Source organism: Streptomyces radiopugnans (assembly GCF_900110735.1).
Classification (GTDB): Bacteria; Actinomycetota; Actinomycetes; order Streptomycetales; family Streptomycetaceae; genus Streptomyces; species Streptomyces radiopugnans.
Genome location: NZ_FOET01000007.1, coordinates 75,174 through 91,743, shown reverse-complemented (window position 1 = coordinate 91,743; position 16,570 = coordinate 75,174). Strand labels below are relative to the sequence as shown.

Here is a 16,570-nt window from a genome sequence, read left to right as displayed (position 1 = left end):
GTACAAGTTCTGCACAAGTTTGTTTGAATCGGCCGGGCACGGGCACCCGCGGAGCGACGGGCCACCCGAACGGCCCGGTGTGCCATGGAGGGGGCTGTCACACGTGCGTCGGCACCGCGCCCCTCCTGTCGCCCATCCGCGCCGCGCGGTGCCTGCGCTTCACCCGTCCAGAGCGCCCGAACTGAGAACATTGTCTTCAATGTTCGGGTGTGAAAACTTCTGTCCGTACGTGCGCCGGGCGTCTCGGCCCCGCGCCGGGAAGGAGCCGCGATGCGGCACCAGGCCACCGACCTGGCCCTCGCCCCTGCCAGCCCCGCACCCGCACGTCCCGCGCCGGCCGCCCTGGGAGGGGAGCAACCCGGCCGGGCCGCGCCCCTGCCGCCGCGTCACCCGGACGAGACCCGCGCGGACCGCCCCGCGGACCGCGGCTCCCTCCCCCACGGCCCCGACCGCGACGTCGCGGCCGCCGTCGACGCCGTGCTCACCGAGTACCTGACGCTGCGCCGGGCCGACGCGCGGCTGATCAGCGACCGGTTCACCGCCGACGTCGCCGACTGCCTGATCGACCTGGTGCGGCGCGGCGGCAAGCGGCTGCGCCCGGCGTTCCTGTGGTGGGGCTGGCGGGCGGGCGGCGGCACACCCGAGCACGCCGACGCGGAGGCCGTGCTGCACGCCGCCGCCGCGCTGGAGCTGATCCAGGCCTGCGCGCTGGTGCACGACGACCTGATGGACGACTCGCCGCTGCGACGCGGCGCGCCGGCCGCCCATGTGGCCCTCGCCCGCCGGCACCGCGCCCGGGGCCTGCGCGGGGACGCCGAGGCGTTCGGGGCCTCCGCCGCCCTCCTGACGGGTGATCTGGCCCTGGTGTGGGCGGAGGACCTGTGGGACGCGGCGTCCCCCTCCGAGGAGGCCCGGCGGCGGGCCCGCCCCGTCTGGCGGGCGATGCGCACCGAGATGGTGGCCGGGCAGTACCTGGACCTGCACGGGCAGGCGGCCGGCGCGCCCTCCCCCTCCTCCTCCCTGCGTGTCGCCCATCTCAAGAGCGGTCTGTACACCGTGGAGCGCCCGCTGCACCTGGGAGCAGCGCTGGCCGGCGCGGACGCGCACACCACCTCGGCCCTTCGGCGGGCGGGACGGTGCGCCGGGGTGGCGTTCCAGCTGCGCGACGACATCCTGGGCGTCTTCGGGGACCCGGCCCGCACGGGGAAGCCGGCGGGCGACGACGTGCGGCAGGGCAAGCCCACCCATCTGATGGCCGTCGGCCTGCGCCTGGCCCGCGTCCGCGGCCGGCGCGCGGCCCGGGAGCTGCTGGAGCACGCGCTCGGCAACCCCGCGCTGACCGAGGGGGAACTGGACCGCGTACGCGCCGTGCTGACCGAGCTGGGGGCCCGTGACGCCGTCGAGCGGCGCATCGGCGGCCTGGCCGGCGACGCGCTGGCCGCATTGGAGGAGGCCGAGCTCGACGGGGTCCCGGCCCGGAAGCTGTCGGCGCTGCTGTACGCCGTCCTGGGCGAACCGGCCCTCGCCCACCGCCCCCGCGGCGGCGCTCCCCGTGACGCCGCCGCCCTCTCCACCCGCTGAACACCTGCCGAAGGAATCCAGATGAGAAGAGTGCACGGGCCGGGCGACCACGTCGTCATCGTCGGGGCGGGGCTGGCCGGGCTGGCCGCCGCACTGCACCTGCTGGGCGCCGGGCGCTCGGTCACCGTCGTCGAGCGGGAGGACGGGCCCGGCGGCCGGGCCGGGCGCGAGGAGTGGGCGGGGTACCGCGTCGACACCGGCCCCACCGTGCTGACCATGCCCGACCTGGTCGACGAGGCCATGGCGGCGGTGGGCGCCAAGCTCGCCGACCACGTCGAGCTGATCGGGCTCCACCCCGCCTACCGCGCCCGTTTCGCCGACGGCGACTCCCTGGACGTGCACACGGACCCGCACGCCATGGAGGCCGAGATCGCCCGGGTGGCCGGGCCGGAGGAGGCCGCCGGGTACCGGCGGCTGCGCGACTGGCTGGAGCGGCTGTACAGGGTGCAGATGCGCTCGTTCATCGACGCCAACTTCGACTCGCCGCTGGGGCTGCTGGGCGCCGACCTGGCCAGGCTGGCCGCGCTCGGCGGGTTCGGCACCTGGCACGGGCGCGTCGCGCGCTTCCTGAAGGACGAGCGGCTGCGCCGCGTGTTCTCCTTCCAGGCGCTGTACGCCGGGGTGCCGCCCACCCGGGCGCTGGCCGCGTACGCCGTCATCGCCTACATGGACACCGTCGCCGGGGTGTGGTTCCCGCGCGGCGGCATGCACGCCGTTCCCCGGGCCATGGCCGAGGCCGCCGCCGGCGCCGGGGCCCGCTTCGTCCACGGCTCCGAGGTGACGCAACTGGAGCGCTCGCCGGGCGGACGCGCCGCGGCGGTGCGCACCGCCCGCGGGGAGCGCATCGCCTGCGACGCGGTGGTCCTCACCTGCGACCTGCCGGTCGCCCACCGCCTGCTGGGCGGCGCGCCGCGCCGCCCGGTGCCGCTGCGGTACGCGCCCTCGGCGGTCGTCCTGCACACGGGCGGCGACCGCACCTGGCCCGAACTGGCCCACCACACAATCTCGTTCGGCTCCGCCTGGGAGTCGACGTTCCGGCAGCTCACCCGGACCGGCGAGCTGATGAGCGATCCCTCCCTGCTGATCACCCGGCCCACCGCCACCGATCCCGCGCTGGCCCCGGAGGGCAGGCACCTGCACTACGTGCTCGCGCCCTGCCCCAATCTGGTCACCGGTCCCCGGGACTGGGACCGCGTCGGCCCCCGCTACCGCGACACACTGGTCGCCGAGCTGGAGCGCCGCGGACTGGACGGCTTCGGCGACGCGATCGAGGCCGAGCACCTGGTCACCCCGGCCGACTGGGCACGCCAGGGGCATGCGGCCGGCACCCCGTTCTCCGCCGCGCACACCTTCGCCCAGACGGGCCCGTTCCGGCCGCGGAACCTGCCGCGCGGCTGGGAGAACGTGGTCCTGGCCGGCTGCGGCACCACGCCCGGGGTGGGCGTGCCGACGGTGGTGGTCTCCGGCAAGCTCGCCGCCGCCCGCATCACCGGCGGCGGCCGTCCACGCCCGCCCGGGCGCGCGGCGCAGGCGCCCACCGGTGCCGGCGCGGCCGAGGGAGCGGCCGTATGACGGCGCGCGAGCTGGACGCGGCGGGCGTCCACGACCCGGCGCTGCGCGCGGCCTACACCCGCTGCCGCGAACTCAACTCCCGCCACGGCAGGACGTACTTCCTGGCCACCCGGCTGCTGACACCCCGCCAGCGCCCGGCCGTCCACGCCCTGTACGGCTTCGCGCGCTGGGCGGACGACATCGTCGACGACCTCGATCCCGCCCTCTCCCCCGAGCAGCGCGCCCGGGCGCTGGCGGAGCTGGAGGAGGACCTGCGCGGGGCCCTGCGCACCGGGCGCGGCGGGCACCCGGTGATCGCCGCGCTGGCCGACACCGCCGCGCGCTACGCCATCGACCCGGCGCACTTCGGCGACTTCATGCGCTCGATGGGTATGGACCTGCACACCACCGAGTACCCCACCCTCGACGACCTGCGGGTGTACATGCACGGTTCGGCGGCCGTGATCGGCCTCCAGGTGCTGCCGGTGCTGGACACGGTCGCGCCGCGCGAGGAGGCCGCCCCGCACGCCGCGGCGCTCGGGGTGGCCTTCCAGCTCACCAACTTCCTGCGGGACGTGGGCGAGGACCTGGACCGCGGCCGGATCTACCTGCCGCTGGACCGGCTGGCCGCCCACGGCGTCGACCGCGACCTGCTGCTGTGGTGCCGCCGCACCGGGCGCACCGACGCCCGGGTGCGGGCCGCGCTGCGGGAGCTGTGCGAGACCACCCGGGGGGTCTACCGGGAGGCCGAGCCGGGCATCGCCATGCTGCACCCGGTCTCGCGGCCGTGCGTGCGCACCGCGTTCGTGCTCTACCGCGCCATCCTGGACCGGATCGAGGCGGCCGGGTACGCGGTGCTCCACCGGCGTGCCGTGGTCCCCCGCCGGCGCCGGGCCGCCGTGGCGCTGGGCGGGCTGGCGGGCGTGGCCGCGTCCCGCGCCCGCGGCGCTGTGAGCGGCGACCTGCCGCGAGTGCCCGGCCACCCGCGAAACCCCGCGCGGAAGCAGGAGGAAGCCCCGCGGCCCCGTAAGCGGGACGCGCAGCGAGGAGGAGTGCTGTCTTGAGCAAGCGCCGTGCGGGGGGTTCGGCCGGTTGGCGCAGCCCCCTGCGCCTGATGTCCGATCCCGGCTGGAGCCGCCAGGAGCCGACGTGGCGGGCGGCCCGGCCCCAGCTCATCGCCGACGCCCTGAAGCGGGCCGCGGCCCGCCCCTCGGGCAACTGGTACGTGGTGGCGGCCAGCCGCGAGATCCGCCCCGGCCGCCCCTTCGGCCGGACGGTCGCCGGGGTGGAGCTGGTGCTCTGGCGCGCGGAGTCCGGGCGTCTGGCGGCCGGTCCGGGCGCCTGCCCGCACCTGGGCGCGCCGCTGTGCGACAGCGTGGTGGAGTCCGGGCGCCTGATCTGCCACTGGCACGGTCTGGGCCTGACCGAGCGGGGCATGCCGGGCTGGGAGCCCTTCCCCGTGTACGACGACGGGGTGCTGGTGTGGGTGCGGCTGGACGCGGTGGGCGGCGAGGAGCCGCTGGAGCGGCCCTGCCTGCCGCAACGCCCCGACCCGGCCGTCTCGGTGGACGCGGTGACGACCCTGGTGGGCGCCTGCGAGCCGGAGGACGTCATCGCCAACCGGCTCGACCCCTGGCACGGCGCCTGGTTCCACCCGTACGCCTTCACCCGGCTGACGGTGGTGGAGGAACCCGACCCGGCCGTCAACGGCGACCGCTTCCTGGTGGACGTGGCCTACCGCGTCGGCTCCCGGGCGGGCGTGCCGGTGCGGGCCGCCTTCAGCGCGCCGGAGCCGCGCACGCTGGTGATGCACATCGTCGACGGCGAGGGCGAGACGTCGGCGGTGGAGACCCACGCCACGCCGCTGACCGCCCCGGGGGACCCGAACCCGCGCACCGCCGTGATCGAGGCCGTGCTGGCCGCCTCCGACCGGCCGGGCTTCGCCGTGGCGCGGGCCGCCGCGCCGCTGCTGCGGCCGCTGATGCGGCGGGCGGCGGCCCGGCTGTGGCGCGACGACCTGGCGTATGCCGAACGCCGCCGGCTGCTGCGCGGCCAGGGCCGTTTCCCGGGGGCGGTGTGAGGGCCGCGGGGGCGGCGGCCCCCACCCCGGGCACCGCACCGGGCACCATCCCGGGCGCCGCACCGGACCTCGCGTCAGGTCTCGTACCCGGCCCGGCGGGGGGCGCGGGCGAGGAGGGTGTGGAGGATGCCGTACTCCCAGCCCGGCACCGGCACCGGCACCGTGCGGACGAGGTCGAAGCCCGCCGCCGTCAGCCGCTGCGCCAGCTCCGGGGCGGTGTCGAACTCCAGGACGCTGCGCCACAGGTGCCGGTACAGGCCCGGCCCGCCCGGACCGAGGGAGCCGGCGGGGATGATCACCGAACGGCACACGGCCGTCCAGACCAGCCGGTGCCGCCTCGCGCCGGACAGCGCGTACTCGTGGACGGCCAGCCGTCCGCCGGGGCGCAGCAGGCGGCGTACACCGGTCAGCACCCCGTCCGGGTCGGTCAGGTTGCGCACCAGATAGGCGGCGAACACCGCGTCGAACGGCCCGCGCACCCCGGCGCGCTCCAGGTCCTCGGCGGGCGTGTGGGCGAAGGTGACGTTCTCCGGCCACGTCTTGGCGGCCGCCCGCTCGAGCATCCCGGCCGAGGCGTCCACCGCGGTGATCTCGGCGCGGGGCGCCGCGGCCAGCAGCGCGGCGGTGGAGGCTCCGGTTCCGCAGCCCAGGTCGAGTACGCGCAGTCCCTCGCCCCCGTCCGGCAGGGCCAGTCTGCGGGCGGAGCGGCGCAGTTGCCGGTGGTAGCCGGGGTTCGCGCCGACCAGGCGGTCGTAGGCGGCGGACGCGCCGTCGAACGCTGCGGTCAGCGCGCCGTCCTGCAGGAGGGTCATCGCGTCCGTCCTTCCGCCCGTACGGGCCCGGGGTGTGCGGTCACGGCCGCACGCCTACCCGGCGTGCGCCACCGGGAACGCGCCGGGGAGAGCTCCGGGGGCGCCTGCGGGGGGAGGGACCGCGGATGAGCCGCCCGGAGACGGACATGGACGCGGACGTGATCGTGGTGGGTGCGGGAGCGGCCGGCCTGTCGCTGGCCGGGCACCTCCTCGACGCCGCCGCCTCCTCCTCGCCTCCCCCGTCGGTGGCGGTGGTGGAGCCGCCGCCGGGTCCCGCCCGCAGCCCCGAGCGCACCTGGTGCTTCTGGGAGGAGGAGGGCGGCGGGCCCGGTGCCGGGCTCGGCGCGCCCGTCGCCGCCTCCTGGCGGCGTCTGCTGGTGCGGGGCCCGGACGGGGAGAGCCTGGGCGGCGACAGCCCCCGGCGCTATCTGATGGTCCGCTCCGCGGACTTCACCCGCGCAATGGACGCCCGTCTGGCCGCCGCCCCCTCCGTCACCCGCGTCACAGGCACCGTCACCGCCGTCGGGGACGGGCCGCACGGTGCGCGGGTGAGCGGTACGGACGCCGCGGGACGGCCCTTCGCGCTCACCGGCCGCTGGGTGTTCGACTCGCGGCCGCCGCGGGTCCTGCCGCCCGCGCGCACCACCTTGCTGCAGCACTTCCGGGGCTGGTTCGTGCGTACCGGCGAGGACCGCTTCGACCCGGGCACGGCCGAGCTGATGGACCTGCGCACCCCGCAGCCGCGGTGCGGGCTGTCCTTCGCCTACGTCCTGCCCCTCGGCCCGCGCGAGGCCCTGGTGGAGTACACCGAGTTCTCCCCCTCGCCCCTGACCGGCCGGGAGTACGAGGCCGCGCTGCGGCACTACACCGAACGCGTCCGGCCGCTGGGCGAGTTCACCGTCACCGGTACCGAACAGGGCGTCATCCCCATGACCGACGGGCACTTCGCGCGCCGGGCCGGGCGCTCGGTGTTCCGCATCGGCACGGCGGGCGGCGCCACGCGTCCCTCGACCGGCTACACCTTCGCCACCGTCCGGCGCCAGAGCGCGCGGGTGGCCGCGGCCCTCGCGGCCGGGCGCACCCCGCTGCCGCCCCGGCCCCACGCCCGCCGGCACCTGGCCATGGACGCCGCGCTGCTGCGCGCCCTGGCCACCGGCCGCGTCGACGGCGCGGACTTCTTCGCCCGTCTCTTCCGCCGCAACCGGCTGGACAGCGTCCTGCGCTTCCTCGACGGCGGCTCCGCGTTCCACGAGGAGGTGGCGATCGGCCTGCGCTCCCCCGTGTGGCCGATGGCGCGCTCCCTGGCCGAACTCCCCCTCCTGCCGCGCAGGCCGTCCGCCGTCATGCCGCGGTCCGGCGACTCCCACCAGCGAAAGGCCCCCAGGTGACAGACGCGAGAAACCCGTTCCCGTACCCGCTCCCGGGCCGGGGCCGTACCCGGCTGGCCCGCGACCGGTACGCCGTGCACCGGCCCGCCCCGGCGGGGGCGGCCCGTCTCGGCGACCGCGAGGTGCGCGCCGCCGTGGTGGGCGGCGGCATCGCCGGGCTCACCGCCGCCACCGCGCTGGCCGAACGCGGTGTGGCCGTTGACCTGCTGGAGCGCCGGGAGGTGCTGGGCGGGCGCGTCGGAGGCTGGCCGACCAGGCTGGCCGACGGTACGTCCGTCACCATGAGCCGCGGCTTCCACGCCTTCTTCCGGCAGTACTACAACCTGCGCAATCTGCTGCGGCGTATCGACCCGGCCCTGTCGATGCTCACCCCGCTGCCGGACTACCCGCTGTGGCACAGCGGCGGAGCGCGGGACAGCTTCGCGCGGGTGCCCCGCACCCCGCCGTGGAGCGTGCTGGGCTTCACCGCCCTCAGCCCGACCTTCACCCCCTCGGGGCTGGCGGGCATGAACCCCCGCGCGGCGCTGCCCCTGCTGGACGTGCGGGTGCCGGAGGTCCACGAGCGGCTGGACGGCGTCAGCGCCGCGGAGTTCCTGGACTCCATCGGCTTCCCCGAACCGGCCCGGCACCTGGCCTTCGAGGTGTTCTCCCGCAGCTTCTTCGCCGATCCGCGCGAACTGTCGGCGGCCGAACTGGCCCTGATGTTCCACATCTACTTCCTGGGCTCGGCCGAGGGCCTGCTCTTCGACGTCCCCGACGACCCCTTCCCCGCCGCCCTGTGGGACCCGCTGGCCGCCCGGCTGGAGCGGCTGGGCGCACGGGTGCGCACCGGCACCGCCGTGGAACTGGTGCGCCCCGAGCGGGACGGCTTCACCGTGGTGACGGCCGACGGCCGGGGGCCGGGGGCGGAGCGCGGCGAGCGCTACGACGCGGTCGTCCTGGCCGTGGACGGCGCGGGCCTGCGCGCCGTGGTCGGCAACTCCCCGGGGCTGGGCGGTCCCGGCTGGCGGGCGTCGGTCGGGCGGCTGCGCGAGGCCCCGCCCTTCCTGGTCTCCCGCTACTGGCTCGGCCGGCCCGTGGCCGCCGACCGGCCCGGTTTCCTGGGCACCAGCGGCTACGGCCCGCTGGACAACGTCAGCGTCCTGGAACGCTGGGAGGGCGAGGCCGCCCGCTGGGCCGCGCGGACGGGCGGCAGCGTGGTGGAACTGCACGCCTACGCCGTCGACCCCGGCGCGGACCGCGCCGCCGTCCAGCGGGCGGCCCTGGCCGAACTGGCCCGCGTCTACCCGGAGACGGCCGGCGCCCCGGTCGTCGACGAGCGGCACGAGTGGCGGCAGGACTGCCCGCTGTTCGCCACCGGCACCTGGCGGGACCGGCCGGGGGTGCGCACCGGCCATCCCCGGCTGGTGCTCGCCGGGGACCTGGTGCGCACCACGCTGCCGGTGGCGCTGATGGAGCGGGCGGCCACCACCGGCTTCGAGGCGGCCAACGCCCTGCTGGCCACCTGGGGGGTGCGCGGCCACCCGCTGCTGACGGTGCCGCGCCGGGGCCGCTCGGCGCCGCTGCGGCTGCTGGCCTCCGCACTCGGCGGCTGACGGGCGGTCAGACGGCGCCGGGCTGCCGCTCCGGGTCCTCCGCCTGCCCCGGGGGCTCCTCCCCGGGCGGCGCGGTGAGGTGCTCCAGGGTGCCGGTGATCTCCAGGAAGCGCTCCAGGAACCGCGGGCGGTTGTCGAGGTGGAGGCGGGTGCCGCGGGCGCCGGCGAGGCGGTGGATGAGCAGCAGCCCGGACAGTCCCGTGGAGTCGCAGGTGCTCAGCGCGGCGAAGTCGAGGTGGAGATCGTCCGGCGCCGGCCGGCCGGTGAGCCGCGGGCGTACGGCGCCGACCAGTTCCTCGGTGGTCTCGTAGTCGAGGTCGCCGGTGACGTGGAGCCGGACGGTGCCGGGGCCGGTCTCCACCGTGAGTGCGAAGGAGGGGCGGTGTGCCTGCCCCGGGTGTGGCCGTCCACCGTGCTGAGGTGCACGGTGCGCGGCGCGGTGATGGCGACGACGGCCATGTCGTCGTGGTTTCTCCCCCCGACCCACTGACCGGCGAGCATCTGGACGCGTTCGACCACCGCCTCGGCCGGCATGGCCGCGCACTCCCGAGCGCGTCCTTGAGCCGGCGGTCCCCGAACATGTCGCCGCCCAGGGGACCGCCGCGGGCATCGGTGATGCCGTCGGTGTACAGCAGGCACGTCTCGCCCGGTGCGAGCTCGACCGTGGCCGTGCGCGCCCTGGTCTTCGGCAGCACACCGAAGAGAATTGCCGTCCGGCAACCTTCTCCCAGATGCCGTGACCAAGGCAACCGCGGCGCCCGGCGGCGGGAGGGCCCGTCGTACCCCGGCCCCGCTCCCGCCCGCCCCGCGGGATCAGCCGGCGGGGCGGGTTCCGGACGGAGAGCGGGGTTTCACGGTGGACATGAGAAACCTCACCACCCCCGCTCCGCTCCTGCGCCCCCGGCGGCAGGGCGGGCGGCGGTCACGGCCTGCCGGGCTTGCGGGCCGGGAGACGCGCCTCGGCCGTGCCGGGGGACCACGGCCGCCCGCGGCCGCACCCGTACGGCACTCCACGAAGACGGCATATCTGAATAATGGGCCCTATGTCGTTTTCGCGGCGATCCTCGGAGAGCGGAGAATTCACCGGGCTGCCCCTGGAGGTGTTCGATCCGGCCCCGGTCGGTGTCATGGTGTGCCAGGGCCCCGAACACGTCGTGACGTACATGAACGCCACCTACCGGGCGGTCTTCGGGGACCGGCCCCTGGGAGTGCCCGTACGCCGGGCGTTCGCCGATCTGGAGGAGCGGGGCTATCTGGAACTGCTCGATCCGGTGCTCCGCGACGGCGAGCCGGTGCGGGTCTCCGCCGCGCCCGTCACCGTCTGCTACGCCCACGGCGAGGTCGAGCGGCGGTTCTTCTCGTTCAGCATGTCCAGGATCGCCTCGGCCGAGGGGGAGTCCGGGGTGCTCATCGTCGCCGCCGAGGTGACCGGGGAGGTCACCACGGCCGAGCACGCCCGGACCCTCGCCGAGGAACGGCGCCGGACGCTGCTGCGTTACGAGAGCCTGGTCGCGACCAGCACCGAGAAGCTGTGGGTGGCGGACGCCGACGGGCTCCTCGTGGAGGGGAGCGACGGGTGGGAGCGTGCGACGGGACGCCCCTGGGGGGAACTGCGCGGTGCCGGTTGGCTCGGCACCGCGCACCCCGACGACCGCGCGGCCCTGGCCGAGGCGTGGTTCCGGGCCGTCCGGGAGGTGCCCGAACTGTTCCAGCACACGTACCGGCTGCGGCACGCCGACGGGACCTACCGGCACTGTCTGCTGCGTGCCGTGCCGGTGCACGACGGCGGGGGCGTGCTGGAGTGGATGGCCGCCTGCGTCGACGTCGAGGAGCGGTGGCGGCGGGAACTGCGCGACTCCCTCCTCGGCCGTGCCGCCGCGGCGGTGACGGAGCCGGAGAACGCGCCGGACGCCTTCGCCGCCCTGAGCCGGGTGATCGTCCCCGCCCTGGCCGACGAGTGCGGCATCTACCTGCTGCCCGAGCCCGCCGGGCAGCAGCACGGGGACGGTCTCCTGACCGTGGAGCGGGTCGCGGCCACCGCGCGCGAGGGGCTGCCCGCGGGCCTGCCGCCGCGCCGCGAGGAGCACGTCGCTCCCGGCCACTCGCTCGCCCGCGCCGTCCGTGAGCGGCGCCCGGTCCACTGTTCCTTCTCCCCGGGCGCCGTACCGGCGGACGTCGCGCCGCCGGGCGTGCGGCCCTGGCTCTCCCGCACCGGGGCGCACAGCGGGGTGGTGCTGCCGGTCCTGGTCGACGGGGCGGTGGCAGCCGTGGTGACCGCCTTCGTCTGCGGGGACCGCGCGCCGATCGGCCCGCAGGACCGGAACCTGATGCGGGAGGTGGTGGAGCAGGCCCACGACGCGCTCAGCCAGGCGCTGCGGCTCCAGCGCACCCAGCGGGTGGCACGGGCGCTGCAGCACAGCCTGCTCACCGAACCGCCCGACCACCCGTACCTGCGGATCGCCGCGCGCTATCTGCCCAGCCCGACCGCGGCCGATGTGGGCGGGGACTGGTACGACTCCTTCCCGCTGCCCGGCGGTGCCCTGGCCCTGGTCATCGGTGACGTGGCCGGGCACGATCTGCGGGCCGCCGTCACCATGGGCATGATGCGCAACATGCTCCGCGCGCTCGCCGCCGACCACGGCGGGCGGCCTCCCGGTGAGGTCGTGCGGCGACTGGACGCTGCCGTGCAGGCCCTCGACCCGGACACGGGCACCACCACCTGTGTGATGGCCCGGGTGGAGCGCGGCCCGGCGCCGGAGGCGGACGGCGGGGACGCGCAGGGGCCGTGGCGGCTGACGTACACCGCCGCCGGGCACCCTCCGCCCCTGCTGATCGCCGAGGACGGCGGCACCCGCTTCCTGGAGGACGCTCGCGGCCCCCTGCTCGGTGTGCTGCCGCCGGGCACTCCCCGCGGCAGCGCGACCGAGGACCTGCCGGCCGGCTGCACCCTGCTGCTCTACACCGACGGACTGGTCGAACGTCCCGGGGAGTCCCTCGACCGGGGGCTGGAGCGGCTGCGGCGCAACGCCGCGGCCCTCGCCCGCGAGCCCGTCGGCGTCCTGTGCGACGCCCTGGTGACCACCACCCCGGCCACCGGACGCGACGACATCGCCCTGATCGCCCTGCGCCTGCCCGTTACCGGCCGCTGAACCGCCGCGGCGGACGCGGGCGGCGGGCCGTACGGGGCAGCGATCGCGGGCCGTCCCGGGGTCGCACGTCCCCGCCCCAAGGCAGCGGCCGGGGCCGTACGTCCCGGGCGGCGGGGCCCTTCGGCCCTGATCGCCGCTCGGCGCCCGAAAGCGCGGCCCGCCGCTGCTAGACAGGTTGTGGCCGCGCTTCGGCGGCCGACGAACCCCGTGCCCCGCACTCCTAGGAGCGTCATGCTTTCCGCCGAATCGGCCTCGGTGATCCGTGCCACCCTGCCCGCCGTTGGCGGGGCGCTGGACGAGATCACCACCCGCTTCTACGCGACCATGTTCGCCGACCGCCCCGAGCTGCTCGACGGCATGTTCAACCGCGGCAACCAGGCCAGTGGCGCGCAGCGCAGGGCCCTGGCGGGCTCCATCGCCGCCTTCGCCGGCGCCCTGGTCGCCGAGCCCGGCACCCGGCCCGACACGCTGCTGGCCCGCATCGCCCACAAGCACGCCGCCGTCGGCGTCACCGAGGACCAGTACACGATCGTGCACAAGTACCTCTTCGCCGCCATAGCCGATGTGCTCGGCGACGCGGTCACCCCCGAGGTGGCGGCGGCCTGGGACGAGGTGTACTGGCTGATGGCCGGCGCCCTGATCGCGCAGGAGGCCCGCCTCTACCTCATGGCGCAGGTGAAGCCGGGGCACCCCTGGCGGCGGTGGACGGTGGTCGAGCGGCGCGAGGAGACCCCCGACACGGTGTCCTTCCTGCTGCGTCCCTCCGACGGGGCCCCCGCGCCCGCCGCCCGTGCGGGCCAGTACGTGAGCGTGCGGGTGCGGATGCCCGACGGCGTCCACCAGTTGCGCCAGTACAGCCTCTCCTCCGCCCCCGGGGACCGGACGCGTCGGATCACCGTCAAGCGGGTCCACGGCGACGGCGCCCCGGAGGGCGAGGTCTCCAACCTGCTGCACCGCACCGTGCGGGCGGGCGACGGACTCACCCTGTCCGCCCCCTTCGGGGACGTGGTGCTGGACCGGTCCGACCGGCCGCTGATGCTGGTCTCCGCGGGAATCGGCTGCACCCCCATGGTCGGCATGCTCGAACACCTCGCCGTCACCGGCTCCACCCGCCCGGTGACGGTGCTGCACGCCGACCGCTCCCCCGGGGACCACGCGCTGCGCGCCGACACCGACCGGCTGGTGGAGCGGCTGCCGGGCGCGCGTTCGGTGTTCTGGTACGAGCGGCCCGGAGCCGAGGAGCCCGGCGCCCGCGAGGGGGTGATGGACCTCGGTGATCTGGAGGTGGACACCGACGCGAGCGTGTACCTGTGCGGTCCGCTGCCCTTCATGCGCTCGGTCCGCGAGCAACTGCTGCGCGCGGGTGTGCCGGCCCGGGAGATCCGGTACGAGGTCTTCGGGCCCGACCTGTGGCTGGCCGACGCGGCGGCCTGAGGCCGCCGCCCCTCCCCGGGGCGGCCACGGGTGGACGTGCGGCCCGCCGGTGCGACCGGCGGGCCGTACGCGTTTGCGGGGCCGGCCCGGTCCGGCGGGCGGCGGGCGGGAACATCCCGGGCCCGCGCAGCGCTACCCACTGTGCCCCTGCGTTATGAGCGGTATGAGATGGAAGGTGTGGGAACAGTGGCGGAGACAGGACGGGCGCTTCCCCAGCCGGCCGGCGAGACGCCGATGATCACCTCCTGCGACCGGCGGATCACCGTGAAGTGTCTGCGGCTGCCCACCGCGGGTCGGCCGATCAGCCGGGTGACCCTGGATCTCGGTCCGGGCAGCGGCAGCGCGCCCGGAGCCTGGGCCGCTCTCACCACCCGGGAGGCGCGCGAACTGGCCCGGCGGCTCCTGGACCAGGCCGCCCTGGCCGAGCGCGAGGCCACCACGGCGCCCGGCGCCCTCCCGTCCCCGCCCTCCTCCGCGTCCTTCGGGCCCGCGTCGCCCGGCTTCCCCTCCTTCTGACCCGGTCCTCCCCCGGCTCCCGGCGCGGGTGACACGGCCCGGCCCTCCGTTCCTCACCGGGAACGGGGCGGCCGGGCCGTGCGGGTCAGGCGCCGGGTGCGGGGAGACGGCAAACACTCCCTGGCACGTTTTCGGGCCGTGTCACCGCACCGGCCGGACGGATGCGCCGGAAGGCCGGACGGGGCCGGAAAGGCCCCGGACGCGGCGAGGCGGCCCGGGCCGCTCCTCCCGGGCCGCTTCGGCCTCTCCCCCCTTGCGGCTCCCCACAGCCGCACGACGATGCTGCCCGCCCCGGCGCATCCGCCACAGGGCCGAAAGGGAACACCCGGCAGGGACCAACGTCCCTCCCCGCCCGGCCCCGTGCGGAATCCGGCCCCGTCCGGCGAGGCCCGCATACGGGCCCTCACTCCGGGTATCCGGCGACCACGGCGCGGTGACCGCGCCGCTCCAGCCGGCGAACCGTCAGAAACCGGGGGTGGCAGCGGATGAGGCACGGTCTCCTGTCGAGGGGCACGGGTACCGAACCGGCGCGGGACACACCGCGCGAGGAGCCCGCCGCCCCCCGGTCGCCCCTGGTGCGGGCGCTGGTGATGGTGGTGGCCCTGGCGGCGACGGTGCTGTTCGCCGTCGTCCTGGCCAGGCTGACCCTGACGCCGTCGTACGCCTCCGAGGCACTGACGCACAGCAATCTGCGGCCGGGCGACTCCATCCGCAACTACCTGAACCAGCCCGCGTTCCGCGACACCGTCAAACAGCTCGGCGGCAACATCGCCCTGGGTGTGCCGTTCGGGGTCCTGCTGCCGGTGGCCTGGCCGCGCGCCCGCGGGCTGCTGCGGGTGGTCCTGCTGACCACGGCGGTGATGGTCGTGGTGGAGCTGGTGCAGGGAGCCGTCGTGCCGGGCCGGGCGTTCGACATCGACGACGTCATCCTCAACACCACCGGCGCGCTGCTGGGTTACCTGCTGCTCGGCCGCCGCATCGGCCGGGCCGTCCACCCGCCCCGCCGTCGCCGGTGGCAGCGGGGCGCGAGGCGGGAGCGCACCGCGGCGACCGGGTCCGGGAAGGCGTGAAGGCCTGAGGGCGGGGGCGCCGCGGCACCGTTGGGAACGGTGCCGCGGCGCCCCCGCCCTCCCTCTCAGCGGCGGCCCGGCCGGAGCGCCGGTCTCACCAGATGGCCTCGACCCACTCGGGGCGGTCGATGAACGGGTTCCGGTTGTACTGGTACTCGTTGTAGATGACCTCGTTGCGGTTCCGCTCGAAGGAGTCCGGCGGGTCCTCGCGGTGCCACTGCTTCAGGACGCCGAGACGCCCGTGGTACGGCGCCGAGCCGTTGCCCACACGGTCGTTGGGCTCCAGGTCGGCGAAGCCGTCCTCGCCCTCGTAGCGCACGGCCATGTAGAGGATCATGCGGGCCACGTCGCCCTTGACCGCGTCGCGCGGCTCGAAGCTGTCGCCGTCGGTGTAGTTGCCGGGGGCCCCGGAGACCGCGCTGCCGCCGTTGTCGAAGTCCTTGTTCCCCCGGATGCTGTTGACCCGTACGTCGGTGGGGCGCAGATGGTGCAGGTCGGTGCCGGGTCCGGTGCTGGTGCCGAAGTCGCCGTGGGACTTGGCCCACACGTGCTCGCGGTTCCAGTCGCCCAGATCGCCGCCGTGCTCGGACTTCGCCTGGGAGCGGCCGGTGTACAGCAGGATCACGTTGTCCGGGTCGGAGGGGTCCTCGTCGGTGTCTCCGAGCGCGTCCCAGACCTGGCTGTAGGAGAGTCTGGCCTGCTCGCTGATGATGTCGTTGAGCGCCGCCTTCAGGGCGGTGCCGGTCTTCCCCTCGGCGGGCGCGTAGTAGGTGTCGGCCGACGCGGAGGCCGGGGCCGGGCCGGGCGACAAGGGTGCGGGGGCGGCCGAGACGGAAGTGGGGGCGGCCACGGCCAGCAGGGCGGCCGCGGCCAGGGCTATGCCTCCGGCCGCGGACCCACGGGAGCGGGACATGTGGGGATGTCCTTTCGGTAAGCCCCGGATCAGGGACTGCCAACGGTTGTCCGATATGCGGAGCCTCCCATATAGACATGTCCCTGCCAACAGCGCAACGGGAAGATCCCGTGACCGCCGCGAGAACACCGGCCCCCGCCGGAGGGACCGCCCGCGGCCGGGGACGCCCGTGTACTGCCTGTGCTCCGGACGATGTGCAGCGGCGTTTGAAGGCCGTCTCGCCGCTGACCCCCTCGGTGGGGTACTGGCCCGTCTGCAGGGCCGGAATCGCGCGCCGGATCAGGTTGAGCCGCTGCACATGCCTGGCCGGCGGCCTGTCCAGGGTCTCGGCGACCGCTCCGGCGGCCGACTCCACCTTCGAGAAGTCCGGTGCCCTGACGCTCCCGGCGAGGTGGTCGCCGTAGTGGGCGCGGCCGGTGGTGGCCAGCGGGCAGGTGGGCCCCATGACACCCACGTAAAGAGCCGCGCGGCGCGCAGGCGG

13 protein-coding genes and 2 pseudogenes are annotated in these 16,570 nt (G+C 76.0%); 10 read left to right on the top strand and 5 right to left on the bottom strand.

What is annotated here, in order from left to right:
- The first annotated feature begins 270 nt into the window (after nucleotides 1-270).
- The 4 genes from BMY40_RS15175 to BMY40_RS15160 are packed head-to-tail and all read left to right on the top strand — an operon-like array spanning nucleotide 271 to nucleotide 5,212.
- The gene (locus BMY40_RS15175; RefSeq protein WP_093659713.1) at nucleotides 271-1,581 is read left to right on the top strand and encodes a polyprenyl synthetase family protein; all 1,311 of its coding nucleotides are present in this window, start codon (nucleotides 271-273) and stop codon (nucleotides 1,579-1,581) included.
- 21 nt (nucleotides 1,582-1,602) lie between these two features.
- Nucleotides 1,603-3,153 carry a phytoene desaturase family protein gene (gene crtI, locus BMY40_RS15170; protein ID WP_093659711.1) on the top strand — a complete coding sequence of 517 codons (1,551 nt, stop codon included), beginning with the start codon at nucleotides 1,603-1,605 and terminating at the stop codon, nucleotides 3,151-3,153.
- A complete protein-coding gene (locus BMY40_RS15165) occupies nucleotides 3,150-4,196 on the top strand; it encodes a phytoene/squalene synthase family protein (RefSeq protein WP_093659709.1) in 1,047 nt (348 codons plus the stop codon). The genes crtI and BMY40_RS15165 overlap by 4 nt, the downstream gene beginning before the upstream one ends.
- 50 nt (nucleotides 4,197-4,246) lie before the next feature.
- Nucleotides 4,247-5,212 (top strand): Rieske (2Fe-2S) protein, encoded by a 966-nt coding sequence (locus BMY40_RS15160; RefSeq protein WP_093659934.1) that lies wholly within the window; start codon nucleotides 4,247-4,249, stop codon nucleotides 5,210-5,212.
- 74 nt (nucleotides 5,213-5,286) lie between these two features.
- Here the strand turns inward: BMY40_RS15160 and BMY40_RS15155 are convergent, their stop codons facing one another.
- Nucleotides 5,287-6,024, bottom strand: a complete 738-nt coding sequence (locus tag BMY40_RS15155; protein ID WP_093659707.1) for a class I SAM-dependent methyltransferase — start codon at nucleotides 6,022-6,024, stop codon at nucleotides 5,287-5,289.
- A 146-nt stretch (nucleotides 6,025-6,170) separates the two neighbouring features.
- Between BMY40_RS15155 and BMY40_RS15150 the strand changes: the two genes are divergently transcribed.
- Together BMY40_RS15150 and BMY40_RS15145 are read left to right on the top strand one after the other, a co-directional pair.
- Entirely contained in the window at nucleotides 6,171-7,412 is a 1,242-nt protein-coding gene (locus BMY40_RS15150; RefSeq protein WP_093659932.1) for a lycopene cyclase family protein, read from the top strand.
- Nucleotides 7,409-9,007 carry an FAD-dependent oxidoreductase gene (locus tag BMY40_RS15145; RefSeq protein ID WP_425443114.1) on the top strand — a complete coding sequence of 533 codons (1,599 nt, stop codon included), beginning with the start codon at nucleotides 7,409-7,411 and terminating at the stop codon, nucleotides 9,005-9,007. The genes BMY40_RS15150 and BMY40_RS15145 overlap by 4 nt, the downstream gene beginning before the upstream one ends.
- 7 nt (nucleotides 9,008-9,014) lie before the next feature.
- Here the strand turns inward: BMY40_RS15145 and BMY40_RS15140 are convergent, their stop codons facing one another.
- Both BMY40_RS15140 and BMY40_RS15135 read right to left on the bottom strand, forming a co-directional pair.
- Entirely contained in the window at nucleotides 9,015-9,368 is a 354-nt protein-coding gene (locus BMY40_RS15140) for an STAS domain-containing protein (RefSeq protein ID WP_093659705.1), read from the bottom strand.
- 17 nt (nucleotides 9,369-9,385) lie between these two features.
- Nucleotides 9,386-9,711 (bottom strand): annotated as a pseudogene (locus tag BMY40_RS15135) (PP2C family protein-serine/threonine phosphatase); the annotation flags it as partial.
- 339 nt (nucleotides 9,712-10,050) lie between these two features.
- Here BMY40_RS15135 and BMY40_RS15130 point away from each other — a divergent pair.
- The 4 genes from BMY40_RS15130 (at nucleotide 10,051) to BMY40_RS15115 (ending at nucleotide 15,176) form a co-directional block, all read left to right on the top strand.
- A complete protein-coding gene (locus tag BMY40_RS15130) occupies nucleotides 10,051-12,156 on the top strand; it encodes a SpoIIE family protein phosphatase (RefSeq protein WP_093659703.1) in 2,106 nt (701 codons plus the stop codon).
- A gap of 231 nt (nucleotides 12,157-12,387) precedes the next feature.
- On the top strand, nucleotides 12,388-13,590 hold the full coding sequence (locus BMY40_RS15125) for a globin domain-containing protein (protein ID WP_093659701.1): 1,203 nt from the start codon (nucleotides 12,388-12,390) through the stop codon (nucleotides 13,588-13,590).
- A gap of 186 nt (nucleotides 13,591-13,776) precedes the next feature.
- On the top strand, nucleotides 13,777-14,106 hold the full coding sequence (locus BMY40_RS28655) for a hypothetical protein (RefSeq protein ID WP_245770105.1): 330 nt from the start codon (nucleotides 13,777-13,779) through the stop codon (nucleotides 14,104-14,106).
- A 485-nt stretch (nucleotides 14,107-14,591) separates the two neighbouring features.
- Nucleotides 14,592-15,176 carry a VanZ family protein gene (locus BMY40_RS15115; RefSeq protein ID WP_412695874.1) on the top strand — a complete coding sequence of 195 codons (585 nt, stop codon included), beginning with the start codon at nucleotides 14,592-14,594 and terminating at the stop codon, nucleotides 15,174-15,176.
- Nucleotides 15,177-15,270: 94 nt separating this feature from the next.
- Here the strand turns inward: BMY40_RS15115 and BMY40_RS15110 are convergent, their stop codons facing one another.
- Nucleotides 15,271-16,089 (bottom strand): endonuclease, encoded by an 819-nt coding sequence (locus tag BMY40_RS15110; protein WP_093659699.1) that lies wholly within the window; start codon nucleotides 16,087-16,089, stop codon nucleotides 15,271-15,273.
- A 189-nt stretch (nucleotides 16,090-16,278) separates the two neighbouring features.
- A pseudogene (locus tag BMY40_RS28650) lies at nucleotides 16,279-16,531 on the bottom strand (hypothetical protein); the annotation flags it as partial.
- Nucleotides 16,532-16,570 lie beyond the last annotated feature (39 nt).